The organism is Salmonella sp. SSDFZ69 (genome assembly GCF_004010755.1).
In the GTDB taxonomy this organism is placed as follows: domain Bacteria; phylum Pseudomonadota; class Gammaproteobacteria; order Enterobacterales; family Enterobacteriaceae; genus Salmonella; species Salmonella enterica.
This window is the reverse complement of record NZ_CP034831.1, coordinates 1,282,935-1,299,200: the sequence shown is the minus strand read 5'-3', so window position 1 is coordinate 1,299,200 and position 16,266 is coordinate 1,282,935. Positions and strand designations below refer to the sequence as shown.

The following is a 16,266-nucleotide window of genomic DNA, read 5'->3' as shown; positions in this document are numbered from 1 at the left end:
TATATTGAGATAAATAGATGCGTGAGGTAAAAAGGTGTAATTATCATGCGACACCTGGCGTTATTTTAAATATACTCGTCATACTTCAAGTTGCATGTGCTGCGGCTGCGTTCCCTCACCCCAGTCACTTACTTTAGTAAGCTCCCGGGGATTCGCTCGCTTGCCGCCTTCCTGCAACTCGAATTATTTAGAGTATATAGGTAGCGCCAGACGCGTAATACGTTACTCCACACACGTCGCATAACCTGCTGTGCTTGCCGGCTTAATGGCGCAGTTTTGTTGCCTGGTATTCTCATCCACGCCGCAATACATGCCGCCGCTCGAGGTTGATTTAGATAAACAGGGATAGCCCTGCGTCGGCCAGCCTAACGAGCTACAGGATTCGCCGCATCAGAGCGCAACTGAACGCTGCCCTGATATACCGGGATCGTTACACTATCGGCCTGAGGGGGAGTGCCGTTAATAGCCGCAGTTTGCTCAGTGAGTTCCTGCCATGCGCCGCTGCTTCGCACGGCCTGGGCGAAGAAAGGCGTTAAACTGAGGGCGCATAGCAGCAACCAGGGTAAAAAACCGACACACTTTTTCGCTTTCACTGACGCACCTGAGAAAAGTCCATTTCGTTGCAGTTCATTCCATGAATACAAAAACGTAAAAATACATCGCTATCGGAACAACGCCAGCCGCAAGGGATACCCAGGTTGGGCGACGCGAAGCGTCACCCAACATTCAAAGGCGCTCCCGGCCCCATTCACTACGGCACCCGGCACGAGCCTAAGCCCGAGGTCGTCGATTTTTCACGAGTACAGGTTGTCTGGCCGGTCGTTTCGTTAAATGAACAGTAGTACTTATTGCTTTGGCCTTCATCTTGCGACACATAATCCCAGGACGATGTCGTCGGCCATTGCAACGTGCCGATAACGCTCTGCAACGCTTTCAGATCATCCAGCGAGGCCATATTTTCCTGCGATCCGCAAAGATGTGTCAGCGATGTTTCAACGTGCTCGGACTGATAATAATAGTTCGACGCCCAGTATTCGTTAGTCATCAGCCAGGTATACTGGGGCATGGCAGAGAGCTCGGCTTTCAGATACGGGCGGCGCAGCGTAACGCCGTTCACCTGCACGGTATCCGGCATATGACCCCAGTATGACGCATACGGCGTATCCGGGCTGGTTTGTACCGTAAAGATTGCATCCACGCTCGCCGCCTCATCAAATTGATTCGCAAGCGCCGCCGTGACAGACGTTTTTAACCCCGACGATTTATCCTGAGTTAACGTAAACCGCAACTTACCGTCATCGCCAGTGAAGCCAGACCATTTTGTGCTGAGGCCATTCTGGTTATTAAACACCACTGCCGTACCCGCAGGTGCAACCGGCGTCAGCATCATATTCGCTGGCGAAGTTGTAAACGGAACCGGCTCGCCAATCACGCCGGGATCAATGTATTGCTTATCCACCGCACCGCGCGAATAAGCGTATCCACGCGTCAACAGTACGGCCACCCCGGCCTGCGGCTGCCCGTCGTCGTTAGTCACCGTTACCGTCATCGGTATCGTTTCGCCTTTTTTCGCCACGGCCGCTGATTTATCGGCGTTCCATGCGTCGGAAGAGAGCGCGATATTCAGCCCGCTGCGCGATGTTGTCAGGCAGAGTTGTAAGTAGTAGTTACCCGGGTTTTCCGACATGCTGTAGTTTTTCCCCGTCTTGAGATCTTTATACTGCCAGTAAAGGGTTGAGCCTTTCAGCAGGCTATCGCCAGCCCACCACCGCTTCCCGACGGGCAATCCAATATCGGTCGCCACCTTGCCGCCTGGGTGATCGTTGTACAGCGCCGTGAAATCATCTATCGCAGCCATCTGGTTCATCGGGCACCCACCGTAATTACCGGTATTAAAATTATTCACCATGATCCAGTATTCATTGGTTTCGAAATAGGTATCCGTGTGCGCCTCCGATGAGGGCTCGCCTACCACCAGCGGGCGCTTAAACTCCGCACCGTTGCTGGCGGTGAAGGTCTCTGGCATATGGCCGTACATGTTGGCCTTGTCGCTGTCCGGGCTGGTGAGGACGGTGAACACCACCGGCAGCGATGAGGTCGCCGTCGGCGTATCGTTCAGACTCGCGGTCAGCAGGTTTTTCAACCCTATGCCGCCGGGTTCGGCAAGTGTCAGAGTCAGCGTACCGTCCGCGCCGGTGGTGCCGGTCAGAGCCGATGTGGCATAGTAAAACTGTTGCTGCGCACCGGCGAGCGGCGTCACCGTCATGTTGGTGCCGTTAGTGGCTACAAATTTATTATAGTCAGTGTTGCGCGCCTTCCCGGCGTCGCGTTTAAGCGAAAAAGCCGTATAAGGCACAGGATTGCCCATCGCATCGGTAGTGGTGATGAGCAGCGGGATCGACTCGCTGTTTTTCGCCTTCACCGCCTGAATAGCGTCATCCATCGCCTGCGGGGAGGTGAGGGTGATCTGCGTGGCCTGCGGCATCGGCGTCGTGGCGCAAATTTGGTACTGCCAGGCAGTGCTGGGCGAGCTGTTTTCTGACCGACGCGAACCATCAGCCAGATCGACAACGTAGTAGAAGTCAAGTTTTGCCCCACTGGAAAATGACGTCGAGTTCGATCCGCTCCAGTAAGAATAGTAGACCGGCCAGCCCTGGGCGGTATTTATCGTTCGGCTCGGGTATTTGCTGTAGAGCGAATCCAGCGCCTCAACGGCAGGGTAATAGCCCGCCGCGCAACGGGCCGGATTTGCCCCTTCACTGGCTGGCCCATGAAAAACCGCCCAGGTTTCGTTGGTTTCTTGCTTAGACGTAGTATTGTCCGTACTGGCCAGCTCAGCGAACAGCAGCGGGCGCTGGTACACCGCGCCATCTGCCGCCGTCAGCGATGGCGCCATATGCCCCCACATGCGGGCGACGCTGACATCCGGGCTGGTGACGACGGTAAAGATGGTGTCAATGCTGGCGCTCACGGCGGCATTTTCATACAGCGTCGCGTTAATCGCGGTGCGGGTGCCGTGGGTGTCCGGGCGGGTAACACTAATAATGCGGGTGCCGTCAGGGCCGGTCTGCGACCCCATTTTAGTGGTGGTCCAGGCCAGCGATTCGCCGTCGATCACCACGGGCGTCACGATGCCTTGCATATCGTCGCCGTCCTGAGCGGTATACTTTTCGCCCCGGCGATCGTAACCGTCGCCGCGGGTGAGCACAAATGGCGCTTCCGGGATCGGGTTGCCGCTGGCGTCCTTCACCGTCACCTTGAGCTGTAGGGTATCGCCCTTTTTCACTTTGACTGCATGCACGTCGCTGCCGTCGTACCACAGCGATGGATCGACCGGTTCAATGGTGATGGCGGCTGGTACCGGGTTGTCGCTGGCCAGGCAGCTGGCGTAAATCGAGACGTTGCTGTTGGCAAATTCACTGCCGTTCGCCAGCGCGATCAGTTTCCAGGTGGTGGCGCTCTGGTAGGTGGACGACCAGTAGTTAAGATAGACTGGCCAGCCCTGAATGCCGTTAATTTTGCCGCCACTGTTGGCGTTGTACAGCGCCTCAAGCTGGTCGATGCGCGGCAGGCGGTTCGCCGCGCAGCCGCCCGCATCCGGGTTGCTCGCCGCGTCGGTGTGGGCCACACGCGTCCAGGTCTCATTGCTCTCGTCCTGGGTACGCAGCGGGTTGCTCACTTCACCCGCCAGTTTGGGCCGCTCAAAGGTCCAGTCACCCACGGTAATTGTGTCGGCCATATGGCCCCACATTTTGGCTTTTGCCGTATCCGGGCTGGTGGCGACGGTAAACTTCACGCTGCGGGAAACCGGCGTATTGATGTATGAATCGACGGGCACGATGCTTAACTGCGTCAGCAGCCCCACGCCCTTATCCTGGGTGAGGATAATGGTCGCATCGCCGTTGGCGTCGGTGATCCCCTGATAAACCTGTCCGGCAACGTAGCCGACGCCGTCAAACTGCATCTCGCCGTTGCTGGTATCGGTAAAACCGGTCGTCAGCCCGTCGCGCCGCCTGCCGTTTGCCATGGTGACGGTGAAGTCGGTATTGGCGATCGCCATGCCGTTAAGAGCGTTGCGCGAATGGATGTTGAGCTTAATCTGTTCACCCACTTTGGCGGTCATATCGGCATTTTTGGTCGCCGGGTCGTCGTTGAAATAGACGTCCAGCACCGCCACCATTTCATTGGCCGAGCAGGTCAGGTAGTTCGGCATATCGGTAAATTTGCCGCTATCGCCGTTTTCGAGGTTGACGTGTACCGTCCCGGAGGCGTCGCTGTCGGCGGCGATGTAATAATCTTCGGTCGGCCAGCCGTGTTCGCTTTCCATCTGCCCGCCCGCATGTTCGCTGTACAAATGCGCCAGCGACGACTGATCCGGCACCTGGCCGACACCGCACTGCGCGGTGGCCGATGCCACGGAGTTAAATGTCGCCCACTGTTCGTTGTTTTCGTCGAACTGGCCGTCTTTATGGCTGGCCTCCACCGCCAGCAGCGGACGTTTGTACAGGTTGCCCGCATCTACCACGCCGCGCATATGGCCCCACATGTTGGCGCCGTCCACGTCCGGGCTGGTGACCACGGTGAAAATCACGCTAAAGGGCAGCTCGACGTTGCCGCCTTCGTCGTCCGGCATCACGATGCGGATAGGCGTTTCGACCCCCATACCGCTGTCGTGTTTTAACGTCAGATGCGCCTGGCCGTTAACGTCAGTCACGCCGGTATAGTGCTCCGGCGACGAGGCTCTCATGCCTTCGGAATCGACGGTGACCCGCTGGTTATCCCACGCGTCCTGATGCCCCCCTTTGCGGTTTGTCGCCGGATCGATAAACAGCTCCATATAACGGTAAGGCAGCGGTTTTTGCGTGTCCCGGTCGACTACGGTCATCGTCAGATTGATCTCGTCCCCCACCTGCGCTTTATACGGCCCCACCGGAGAAATGGTAATCTGCGGGTGCGCCGCAGGCTGGGCTTTATCCACGCAGCTGACCAGCAGCGTGTCGCTGTTGGCGGCCCTGACGACCGATGCGCTGTTCATATGTACGGCAGCGTGGTAGTCGCTCATCTGATCTTTGGTCGACGACCAGTATTCGGCATCGTCCGTCGCCGGCCAGCCGGTGTACGTCGCCAGTGTGCTGTGCTCATGCCTGAACGCCACCAGTTGTTCGGCATCCGGCAGAATGTTGCAGTGGTTATCGGCGCCGCTCCAGGTAAACTGCGCCCAGGTTTCGTTGGTATCGTCGACGCGGCTATCCGCGCCGCTCGCTTCCGCCAGCAGTTTCGGGCGGGTGAAGGTGTAGGTTATACCGTTCAGCGTCGCGGTAGCGCTCTCTATCATGTGGCCGTACATATTGGCCTTATCGCTGTCCGGACTGGTGATAGTGGTGAAAATGACGTCGACATTGTCGGTCAGCGTGGGATAGTTTTGCGAAGAGACGATAAGTCGCGTTTTTACCCCCGGACCGTTCTCTTGCGTTACCACCACCGTGGCGTTGCCCTGCCCGTCCGTTACACCATGATATTCTGTTTGCGCAGTCGTTAACTCGGTATTGCCAACGCGCACCGGGTTAGCGTTATTGACCACACCCTGGCGATTTATTGCATCCTCGCGACGGATCACAAACGGCGCATTGATCGCAGGTTTGCCATCACACGCTTTGGTGGTGACAGTAAGAGTAATACTTTCTCCGACCTTAACTTTCGATGCTTCAAAACTGGCATCGACATGATCGCCGCTCACAGAAACAGGGTCGCTCACCGCTGGTTTGATATTCAGCGTCACTTTCGGGCTTAACAGCGGAATGGTCGCATAATTCGGCACCCCGGTATTCGTAAAGAGCCACAGCGCGGGAACGTTGGTTTCATCTTCCACCTGCGCCCAGGCCACCAGCTGTCGCCCGGCGAGGTTTTGGGCGCAAAAGGTCAGGTTCGGAACCGGCTGCGGCGAGAGCGGCGTATCGGGCGTGGCGGCATCGGCCCATACCAGACCCATGGCGGGCGGCTGGCGGTTTTCCCAGGCGATGGTGGGCGGATCGCTAAAGAGATCGCCTTCGGTATCGGTGGAATTGACCGCCTGCATCGAGGTTGAGGCAGCATCCGCGCTAAAATCGCGCGGCATGGCGCTGAATTCAATATCGTGGGTTTTGGTAGGGTCAAGCAGCGTACTGCCCTGATACAGGGGAATAATCGCGCCGTCGGCCAGCGGCGCGGTGCCGTTAACCGCGCCGGTGACTGAGTTCAGCTCTTGCCAGGTTCCGCCCTTCAATAGCGCCTGCGCAGGCGCGATCGACGCTGCAAACATGACCAGTAATGTCAGTAAGAAATGTACAACTTTATTCACTTGCCGATTCCCGTCCATGAGCGATAGCTACCCGTTTTCATTCTCTGTCGTGATTCAACCCACTTTGCTTAGCGCGCGGCTAAGCAAAGTGCGCGGAAAATACCACTCCCCGCAGGGAGTGGTATGTTGAGGACAACTTATTTGCGTTTGTAGTCGATGGACAAAGCAAAGCCCTGGACACCGTCGCTACCCACGGTAACGCCGCCTTCCGCACCCTCGAACGCCTCTTTCGCTTCGGTGTTGGTAAGCGGGATGACAAGGTCTTTATCGTTCCAGCTTTCGTTGACAATACCGCCGGCACCAGTACCTGCTTTTGCGCTGGTCCCCATGAATTTCCAGCGGTAGTCATACTGGCTGGTAACCTCTTCACCGGTATCGTATTTACCTGCCGTACCACCCTCTTTATCTTTCCACAACAGAACCTTATAAGTTGTGTTGGTTTTGAGCGGAGTAGAGGTACCCAGCAGGTTGGTGGTTGAGCCAGACTCGTAGATCACAACATGGACGTTTTCATCCACCACCGGACCTTCCGGAATATCGTCGCCATCCGCACCACCGCCCGCATCGGTCGACAGGTCTTTCAACAGCAGTTCGGTTGCCACGGCAGGGTCACCGGTGGTGGTGGTTGGCGTGATTTTGATACCGATATAATGGTCTGCGTCAGCCGCCTGAATTTCATAGGTATCGCTACCTTCGGTGCCAATCTCTTCGGGATTGCTACCATTCTGGTCGCTGTATCTCATCCACTGCACCGTCTGTTTCGTGGCGGCGTTGTCGGCATCCAGGTCGCCTTCCGTATCGCCAATCGCCCAGTTCACCGTGACCTTATCGCCAACGTGAAACTGCTTATCGCCTTCGGTCACAATTTTACGATCGCCGCGATCGATAGTTACCGTTACGTGATCTTTGTCGGTATCCGCGGTTTTATCCGCCGCACGGGTAATCCACGGCACCGTACCCTGAATGGTGCCCGTCTGTTCAGTGGCACTCTGCCACTGCCCCGATTTCAGATTACCGTTTGCCGCCACCGCTGGCGCGGCGCAATATCCGGCAACCACTAATGCTAAAGCGACCTTCGTCAGCCGCCGTTTTACTGTTGCTTGCATTCAGACTCTCCTTTTTCTCCAAATTCAGCGGCTGGCTGGTCAGCCATAACGCTGACGCTATTTCTGGCTATACGTAACGCGTATGCCGTAACCCTGAACGCCATCTTCCTCATTGGAGGCAAACTTCTGCGCCGCCTCTTTATTGGTTACTGGCAGGACAAGATCTTCATTCATGGTGTTGGCCAGCGCGCCGGTATGTCCGTTTGTACTCTGCCCGGTAAACTCCCACTGGTAGTCGTACAGCGCCATCTCTTCTTCCGTGAGTTGCTCGGACATCTGAAAAACATTGTCTTTATTCTTGTCGCGCCACAGCAGGAAACGGTAAGCATTATTGACCGTAGGGTGTTTATCTTCTTTGCCGATAAGGTTGACAGGGTTGGCGGCTTTGACCTGATAAATCACCGCATTCAGCGCGCTCAGGTCGTCGCCGATAAAAGTGACATCAACGTAGTTACTGTCGCCATAGGCGTCTGCTTTCGCCTTCCAGCGGAAAGTGCCCGGCAGGGTGCTGGAAAGCGTCACCGTCCCCGCTTCTTTATCACGGCTGGCAATAAACACGCAGGGGGTTTCCGTGGTGCAGGGCGTCTGGGCCAGGGTGACTTTTTTATCATTGCTGTCGTACAACACGGGCGTCATGGCATCGTCCACCAGTTCGTTGCCATTGCGATCCGTGGAGTCGCCAAAGGAATCGGTGATCAGGAGATCCATCACCACGCCGTCTTCGCCATCGGCCAGCGCGCTGGCTTCATGGCTGTGATCGCTGCGATCGGTATCGGCAATGTTGTCGACGATCAGCTCAATTTTGCGATCCTGCTGGACGGTGATTTCCACCACGCCGGAGTTCTGCTTATTGCCCTTTTCGTCTTCCAGCGTCATGCGTACTTTCCAGGTGTTCAGGGCGATGCGCTGCTCTTCGGTATCGGCATTAACCCAGGCAGGAAGCACCAGATTCCAGCTGTTATTGTTGCCTTCGGTTAACGCATTAGCTTTTACTACCGGCATCACCAGCGTACGGGCGGCGTTGTTTTTCGCCTGCCAGGAAGCAGAAATAATTTTGTAATGGTGGTTAATCAGCGCGTTGACCGTCCACTTACATTTCTCCAGCCCCACCGCGGCCTCAGGCGTATCTTCAATCACGCATTCCGGGTGTTCGTTGGTGGCGTCAGCCTTCAGCCACAACGTGACGTCCAGCGGATCTTTCTCGCGATATTCGAGAATGATGAAATTGTTACGATCGACAAAATCGGTGCGGCTGCCCATTAAGGAGTGCTGGATTTTAACGTTTTCCGGATCGAGCTGCGCCGCCAGCGGCGTGCCTATCTGGTAGTTCACGGTCGCGTTAACGCTAAAATCGTTACTATCGCCAGTACCGGCTTTGTAATCCGTACCAACCGTGACCAGCGGTACCGGCGTATATTCCAGCCCCAAAGTGACGGCATGAGGATCTTTTTGCAGATTATCGGTGCCAAACAGCGCTACTTCATCGCCGTAGTACTGTTCGTAAACTAATTTAGCGCCAAGCTGCGGATAAAACGGCAGCCAGCTTTCCATGCGGATATCCCAGCCGCGCGCGGGTCGTTCTTCATAAAAGTCGAAATCTTCGGAGTCTTTCCAGTCAGAAAGAGGATGGTAATAGTTGCCGGAGAATTTCAGGTAATCTGTCCAGGCTTCGGTTCCCAGACCTAATCGACGGTGACCGCGCGTAAAATCGTAGTCATAGAATGCGTTGCCGCCAAGCAGCCAGTTGCCGACGTTCTGGCGCACGCCAAGCCCAAAGTTACCAATGGTGCGGTCTTCCTTACGCTGAGCCGAAATCTGGCTAAAGAAAAGCGTGCTCTGATTGTCATACCAGGGAATAAAATAATCCAGCGAACTGCCATCCAGATCGCCGCCTTCGCCTACGGTGAGGCTGGTACGGATCTTGCCATAAGGTGACATTACGCCTTCAAGATATGACTGTGCTGAGGAAGTAATTTGGTTTTGCAAATAGCTACGCGCCTGGGATTCCAGCGCTTCCGGGGTGAGATTATCAAAGCCCTGGGTGGCGGAATTAATAAAGTAGTCAGCGCCCTGTTCTTTAAAGGACTTTCCTTTATTTTCCTGTTCTTCTTTTTTGGCGGATTCGCTGGCTAAATCAGGCAAGGAGGAGTGGCTTTCATCATTTGCAGATACAGAGTTATCTGCGCCGGAAGCCGCAACCGATACTCCAGACACTAATAGCAAAACCAGAATGCGAATCCTTCGCACCATATGATATCCCTGTCGTTAAATAAACACGCCTCGATGAAAAGATATTATATGGATGATTCAGATGGAATCATAACTAACAGACCTAAATATATTCCTAAAAAGAAAAGTTTAATATGAAACAGACTTATAATATTGATATAATAAATAAAAAGAAGGCTGTTATTTATTTCTAATATTAATTTTTAGGAATAATATTCTCTATAAATAATTGAATCAATAAAAAGAATAAAATAGCCGTCGGGCAGGAGACTATGCTGATATTACGGGAGTATCGAATAACGCTTTTGCCCTTAGCCGAATAAGACGTCGGCGCCTCTGCTCTGCGGCGCAACGTCGACAGCGGTTTTATTGATCGGAAATGACGAAGTTAACCCGTTTTTTTGAAATTAAACCATGACCGTTCTGGCAAAAATAGTCCACTGCGCCGCAGGCTTTCAAAACCTGTAACGGCTGGCGGCAGTCAGGACACATTGCCTGTAACGAGAAATCTTTAGCGCATGTCTCGCAATGCGCAGTATCGCCATTGCGCTCCAGCGCGTGATGGCAAACGGGGCAGGTTATTTCCATAACATTCTCCTCAGGCGCGTGACTCACTTTTACTTGAAAGGCCTGATAGCGCAGCGCTTGTCAGGCCTGGAATATTACTGAAAAAGCATTACTTGCTTTTCTTGATATGTTTCATCAGACGCTTACGTTTGCGCATTTGCGTTGGCGTCAGTGTGTTACGCTTGTTAGCATACGGGTTCTCCCCTTCTTTAAACTGAATGCGAATCGGCGTCCCCATCACTTCCAACGACTTGCGGAAGTAGTTCATCAGATAGCGCTTATAGGAGTCTGGCAGATCTTTTACCTGGTTGCCGTGAATAACCACAATCGGCGGGTTATAGCCGCCAGCGTGGGCATATTTCAGTTTTACACGGCGACCACGCACCAGCGGCGGCTGATGATCTTCCACCGCCATCGTCATGATACGGGTCAGCATCGCAGTGCTCACCCGGCGAGTGGAACTGTCGTAAGCCTCGCGTACGGACTCAAACAGGTTGCCGACGCCGCTGCCGTGTAGCGCAGAGATAAAATGAACGCGGGCAAAATCAATAAAGCCCAGACGGAAATCCAGCGTCTCTTTCACCTGCTCTTTGACTTCCTGGCTCAGGCCATCCCATTTGTTGACTACGATAACGAGTGAGCGCCCACTATTGAGGATAAAGCCCAGCAGAGACAAATCCTGGTCGGAGATCCCCTCGCGCGCATCGATAACCAACAGTACGACGTTAGCGTCTTCAATCGCCTGCAACGTTTTAATCACCGAGAACTTTTCTACCGCATCGGTGATTTTTCCGCGCTTACGCACCCCCGCCGTGTCAATCAGCACATATTCCCGTTCGTCGCGTTCCATCGGGATATAAATGCTGTCGCGAGTGGTGCCCGGCATGTCGTATACCACCACGCGCTCTTCACCGAGAATACGGTTAGTAAGTGTGGACTTACCTACGTTCGGGCGACCGACAATCGCCAGCTTTATCGGCAGGCTTTGCGGGTCAAAATCATCTTCCGGCGCTTCTTCGCCATTTTGTTCCGCCTCGAACTGCGCCCAGTATTCCGCGTCTTCATCCACCTCTTCCTGCGGCGCGACATCATCCATCCACGGCAGAAGCACATGTTCCAGCAGGCTCAATACGCCACGACCATGTGAGGCGGCGATAGGGTAAATTTCGCCTAATCCCAGCGAGTAAAAATCGACAACCGCCTGATCGGGATCGAGACCATCTGTTTTATTCGCCACCAGGAAGGTCGGTTTTTCACGGGAACGCAGATGTTTGGCAATCGCTTCATCCGCTGGCATCAGGCCAGCGCGCGCATCTACCATGAATAACACTACATCCGCTTCTTCAATCGCCAGCAGCGACTGTTCCGCCATCCGCGTTTCGACGCCGTCTTCGGTGCCGTCAATACCGCCGGTGTCGATACAGATAAACTCGCGGCCTTCAACCTCCGCACGACCGTACTTACGGTCACGAGTCAGACCCGGGAAATCCGCAACCAGCGCATCTCGGGTGCGGGTCAGACGGTTAAATAGCGTGGATTTTCCGACGTTAGGGCGCCCGACAAGCGCGACCACAGGTACCATGTTTAAAGCCTCATTAAAAAAATCATCAGACAACGTGCGCATTTTGCGCCATTGTTAAAAACAGGAAAACGGCCCCTACACCAGGAGCCGTTTTTTAAAACGCACAACCGTGACGATTAACGCGTAATCGCGTAGACCGTACCGTCTTTGGCCTGGATGAGCAGTTTACCATCCGCCACCGTCGGTTCGGTCAGGAAACCGGAACTGTCTACTTTTTGTTGGGCCACAAAACGCCCGTCATCAACATTAATCCAGTGCAGATAACCTTCGCTATCGCCGACGACTAAATCACCATTATACAGCACCGGGGAGGTCAGCAAACGGTGCAGCAGATCGCTTTGCGTCCACAGCGTTACGCCGCCGTCAGTGGTCAGCGCCAGCACGCGATCGTTCTGATCGACCAGGTAGATACGGTCGCCGTCGACGATAAAGTCATTGACCGAACCCAGCTCGCGTTTCCACATAATCTGACCACTGCGCAGATCCAGCGCCGTTAAGTTACCATTATACGCCAACGCGTAAACGACGCCGTTTACCACAACCGGCGTGGTATCAACGTCGCTCAGACGGTCAATTTCCGTCGGGCCAGTGGCCTGGGAGATACGCTGTTGCCAAATCATCTGGCCTTGTTGCATCAACACGGCGCTGACGCGGCCATTATCACCACCAACAATAGCCGCGCCGAACGCGGTTGCCGGCGCAGATTCGCCGCGCAGCGACAGCGAAGGCATATCCAGGTTCACCGTCCATTTAATAGCGCCATCCGCCTGATTTAGCGCCTGCAACTGACCGTTGCTGGTATGGATAAGGACGATTCCATCACTGACAACCGGGCGAGACAACGCTTCGCCTGCGACCTTCGTCTGCCATGCTGTAGTGCCGTCGCTGGTATTCAGCGCATAAACCTCGGCCTTTTCACTGCCGATATAGACGTGACCGCCCGCGACCGTGACGCCGCCGGACAACAGCGCGGACGAACGAGAGAACCAGCCGTCTTTCTCGCCCAGATTCACAGACCAGATCTCTTTGCCATCATCCGCATTGAGCGCTTTTACCACGCCCGCGCGATCGGCTGCATAGACCACGTTATCTGCCATTACCGGATGAAGGTTAGAATAAAATTCGCCAATTCCGTTACCGACAGAGGTGCTCCAGACAGTGGTCGGGGTAAACTGGTTTTCAACCTGCGGTAATGGAGACATCTTGACGACATCTTCTTCGCCGCTAAACAGTGAACAGCCGCTGAGCAGGGTAACGGAAAGCAACCCTGGCAGAAGTAATTTACGCAATTGCATCGGGTCCCTCTCAGATGGACAAATTATTGATTTTCATCTGCATCATTTCGCTCAACGCCGGAGAAGCATCGCTATTGACGCCCGCTTCCCATGCGCTGCGCGCGCCTTTTTTATCACCCTTACTCAGCAACGCTTCGCCGCGCAAATCAGCGACAATGGCCGTCCATCCTTCGCCTTTAACGGCATCCAGAGTTTTCAGCGCGGCGTCAGCTTGCTTAAGCTGTAACTGAACGCGAGCGAGACGCAGATTAATCACCGCTTTGAGATTTTCATCGCTGGTGGCCGCCAACCCCTGCTGCAACTGGGCTTCGGCTTTTTTAAGTTCATTCTTATCCACAAACTGCTGCGCCAGTTCCATAGACGCCAGCGCACCATAGGTATTTTTATTCTCAGCCGCGAATTTTTCAGCGGCGGGAATGCTATCCGGCTTATCGGCGCTTACCGCCGTCACCGCATTTTGATACGCCAGAGAAGCAGCACGCGCGGACTCCGTCTGATGGCTGCTCCAGTAACGCCAGCCAACCAGCGCGCCAACCCCTAAAATCACTCCGACAGCCAGCGCTTTGCCGTTTTCGGCAAAGAAGCGTTTAATCGCATCCACCTGGTCGTGTTCGTTCTCGTAAATTTCCACGCTGTCCTTCTCCTTAGCCCAATAAAGTGCGCAAATGCGCGGCGACGCTGTCCTGCGCCACTGCCGTTTGCTCACCGGAGCGCAAATCCTTCACTACAACAGTCCCATCGGCGACTTCAGATTCGCCAAGAACCAGTGCAATACGGGCGCCCCACTTATCGGCGCGGGCAAACTGTTTCTTAAAGTTGCCGCCGCCGTGGTTTGTCATTAGCTTCACGCCTGGCATTTCATCGCGCAGCCGCTCCGCCAGCGTCATTGCCGCAGACTGCGTTTGTGCGCCGGCAGCTACCAGGTATATATCGACAACAGGAGAGGCAATAAATTCCGGATTAACTGCCTGAACTAACAAAACAAGTCGTTCCAGGCCCATCGCAAAGCCCACTGCCGGGGTAGCGCGACCGCCCAGTTGTTCCACCAGACCGTCATAACGACCACCCGCACAGACGGTGCCTTGTGACCCCAGACTGTTTGTTACCCATTCAAATACGGTGCGGTTGTAGTAATCCAGACCGCGTACCAGACGCTGGTTGACGGTGTAGGCAATCCCCGCCGCGTCCAGCAATTTACACAGGCCGGCAAAGTGCTCGCGTGAATCGTCATCGAGATAGTCGCCGAGAGCGGGCGCGTCGTTGAGCAGCGCCTGCACGTCCGGATTTTTTGAATCCAGCACGCGCAGCGGATTGGTATACATGCGGCGTTTGCAGTCTTCGTCCAGCGTCTCTTGATGCTGTTCTAGGAACGCGACCAGCGCATCACGATAGTTCGCACGCGCCTCTAATGAACCAATAGAGTTCAGCTCCAGGCTAACGTGGTCAGCGATGCCCAGCGCGCGCCACCAGCGTGCGGTCAGCATAATCAGCTCCGCGTCAATATCCGGGCCTTGTAAGCCGAAGACTTCGGCGCCTAGCTGGTGGAACTGACGGTAGCGGCCTTTTTGCGGACGCTCATGACGGAACATCGGGCCGATATACCACAAACGCTGTTCCTGATTGTACAGGAGACCATGTTCGATGCCGGCGCGTACACAGCCCGCCGTACCTTCAGGGCGCAATGTCAGGCTATCGCCGTTGCGATCCTCAAAGGTGTACATCTCTTTTTCAACCACGTCAGTAACTTCACCGATCGCGCGTTTGAATAACGGGGTCTGCTCTACAATCGGCAAGCGGATTTCACTGTAACCGTAGCTGCCGAGCACGTTTTTGAGTGTGCCTTCAATGCGCTGCCAGATGGCGGTTTCGCCAGGCAGATAATCGTTCATGCCGCGAATGGCTTGAATGTTTTTTGCCACGTTTATTCTCTTTCTGAATATAAAAATGAACCCTCAGCGCTTCCCCGAACGAACCGGGAGCCATGCGGGTTCAATCATACACGGGAAGCGCGCCGCTTCCCATCACGTTCTTATTTTTCAACCTGCAGCACGTCAATCCGACGCGCTTCATCAAGTTGACTTGCTTTCGCGCGAATACGGGATTCAAGCTGCGCGATCATATCGTCGTTATCGAGTCTGTCCTTACGCACGCCGTCTTCATACAGGCCGCTTTTCTTATTGCCGCCCGTCACGCCCAGCGTCGATACCAGCGCTTCGCCCGGCCCGTTCACCACGCAACCGATGATCGAGACGTCCATCGGGGTGATGATATCTTCCAGACGTTGCTCCAGCGCGTTCACCGTGCCGATAACGTCGAACTCCTGGCGAGAACAGGTCGGGCAAGCGATGAAATTGATGCCGCGCGCGCGAATGCGCAGCGACTTGAGGATATCAAAACCAACTTTGATCTCTTCCACCGGGTCGGCCGCCAACGATACGCGCAGCGTGTCGCCGATGCCTTCCGATAACAGCAGACCTAAACCGATCGCCGACTTGACCGCCCCGCTACGCGCGCCGCCCGCTTCGGTGATCCCCAGATGCAGCGGCTGATCGATCTGTTTAGCCAACAAACGATAAGACTCAACGGCAAGGAATACATCGGACGCTTTTACGCTCACTTTGAACTGATCAAAGTTGAGACGATCGAGATGATCGACATGGCGCATGGCTGATTCCAGCAGCGCCTGCGGCGTCGGCTCACCGTATTTTTCCTGCAGATCTTTTTCCAGCGATCCGGCATTTACGCCGATACGAATAGGGATGTTTTTGTCGCGCGCGCAGTCCACCACCATACGAATACGTTCTTCGTTACCGATATTGCCGGGGTTGATACGCAAGCAGTCAACGCCGTATTCCGCTACTTTCAGCGCAATGCGGTAGTCGAAGTGAATATCGGCAACCAGCGGGACGTTAACCTGCTGTTTGATAAGCTTGAACGCTTCGGCGGCGTCCATGGTCGGTACAGAAACACGAACAATATCTGCGCCAACGCGTTCCAGCGCTTTGATCTGATTAACCGTCGCTTCCACGTCAGTGGTACGCGTGTTAGTCATCGACTGGACGGCGATGGGGGCGCCATCGCCAATCGGCACATTCCCAACGTAAATACGTGTCGATTTTCTACGTTGAATCGGAGCCTGGTTATGCATGA

Annotated in this window: 9 protein-coding genes and 1 pseudogene; all 10 read right to left on the bottom strand. The window is 54.7% G+C overall.

Annotated features, from left to right (window positions below; genetic code table 11):
- Nucleotides 1-374 precede the first annotated feature (374 nt).
- A pseudogene (locus tag EOS98_RS06380) lies at nt 375-593 on the bottom strand (hypothetical protein); the annotation flags it as partial.
- Nucleotides 594-751: 158 nt separating this feature from the next.
- A complete protein-coding gene (ratA, locus tag EOS98_RS06375) occupies nt 752-6,355 on the bottom strand; it encodes a DUF823/DUF824 repeat adhesin RatA (protein WP_127821152.1) in 5,604 nt (1,867 codons plus the stop codon).
- Nucleotides 6,356-6,474: 119 nt separating this feature from the next.
- Entirely contained in the window at nt 6,475-7,443 is a 969-nt protein-coding gene (locus tag EOS98_RS06370) for a SinI family autotransporter-associated protein (RefSeq protein WP_126523918.1), read from the bottom strand.
- A gap of 57 nt (nt 7,444-7,500) precedes the next feature.
- Entirely contained in the window at nt 7,501-9,693 is a 2,193-nt protein-coding gene (gene sinH / locus EOS98_RS06365) for an intimin-like inverse autotransporter SinH (protein ID WP_126523917.1), read from the bottom strand.
- 345 nt (nt 9,694-10,038) lie between these two features.
- Nucleotides 10,039-10,260, bottom strand: a complete 222-nt coding sequence (locus EOS98_RS06360; protein ID WP_000406469.1) for a zinc ribbon domain-containing protein — start codon at nt 10,258-10,260, stop codon at nt 10,039-10,041.
- A gap of 88 nt (nt 10,261-10,348) precedes the next feature.
- On the bottom strand, nt 10,349-11,821 hold the full coding sequence (gene der / locus EOS98_RS06355) for a ribosome biogenesis GTPase Der (protein WP_000249411.1): 1,473 nt from the start codon (nt 11,819-11,821) through the stop codon (nt 10,349-10,351).
- Nucleotides 11,822-11,937: 116 nt separating this feature from the next.
- Nucleotides 11,938-13,116, bottom strand: a complete 1,179-nt coding sequence (bamB, locus tag EOS98_RS06350) for an outer membrane protein assembly factor BamB (RefSeq protein ID WP_001177072.1) — start codon at nt 13,114-13,116, stop codon at nt 11,938-11,940.
- Nucleotides 13,117-13,126: 10 nt separating this feature from the next.
- Nucleotides 13,127-13,747, bottom strand: coding sequence for a YfgM family protein (locus EOS98_RS06345; protein ID WP_000409190.1), 621 nt, complete (start codon nt 13,745-13,747; stop codon nt 13,127-13,129).
- Nucleotides 13,748-13,760: 13 nt separating this feature from the next.
- Entirely contained in the window at nt 13,761-15,035 is a 1,275-nt protein-coding gene (gene hisS / locus EOS98_RS06340) for a histidine--tRNA ligase (protein WP_001107139.1), read from the bottom strand.
- Between the two features lie 110 nt (nt 15,036-15,145).
- Nucleotides 15,146-16,264 (bottom strand): flavodoxin-dependent (E)-4-hydroxy-3-methylbut-2-enyl-diphosphate synthase, encoded by a 1,119-nt coding sequence (gene ispG / locus EOS98_RS06335; protein ID WP_000551804.1) that lies wholly within the window; start codon nt 16,262-16,264, stop codon nt 15,146-15,148.
- Nucleotides 16,265-16,266: the final 2 nt, after the last annotated feature.

Coding starts and splice junctions, on each gene's coding strand:
- ratA (WP_127821152.1), bottom strand. CDS start 6,355: ATGGACGGGAATCGGCAAGTGAATAAAGTTGTACATTTCTTACTGACA.
- bamB (WP_001177072.1), bottom strand. CDS start 13,116: ATGCAATTGCGTAAATTACTTCTGCCAGGGTTGCTTTCCGTTACCCTG.
- EOS98_RS06360 (WP_000406469.1), bottom strand. CDS start 10,260: ATGGAAATAACCTGCCCCGTTTGCCATCACGCGCTGGAGCGCAATGGC.
- sinH (WP_126523917.1), bottom strand. CDS start 9,693: ATGGTGCGAAGGATTCGCATTCTGGTTTTGCTATTAGTGTCTGGAGTA.
- der (WP_000249411.1), bottom strand. CDS start 11,821: ATGGTACCTGTGGTCGCGCTTGTCGGGCGCCCTAACGTCGGAAAATCC.
- ispG (WP_000551804.1), bottom strand. CDS start 16,264: ATGCATAACCAGGCTCCGATTCAACGTAGAAAATCGACACGTATTTAC.
- EOS98_RS06370 (WP_126523918.1), bottom strand. CDS start 7,443: ATGCAAGCAACAGTAAAACGGCGGCTGACGAAGGTCGCTTTAGCATTA.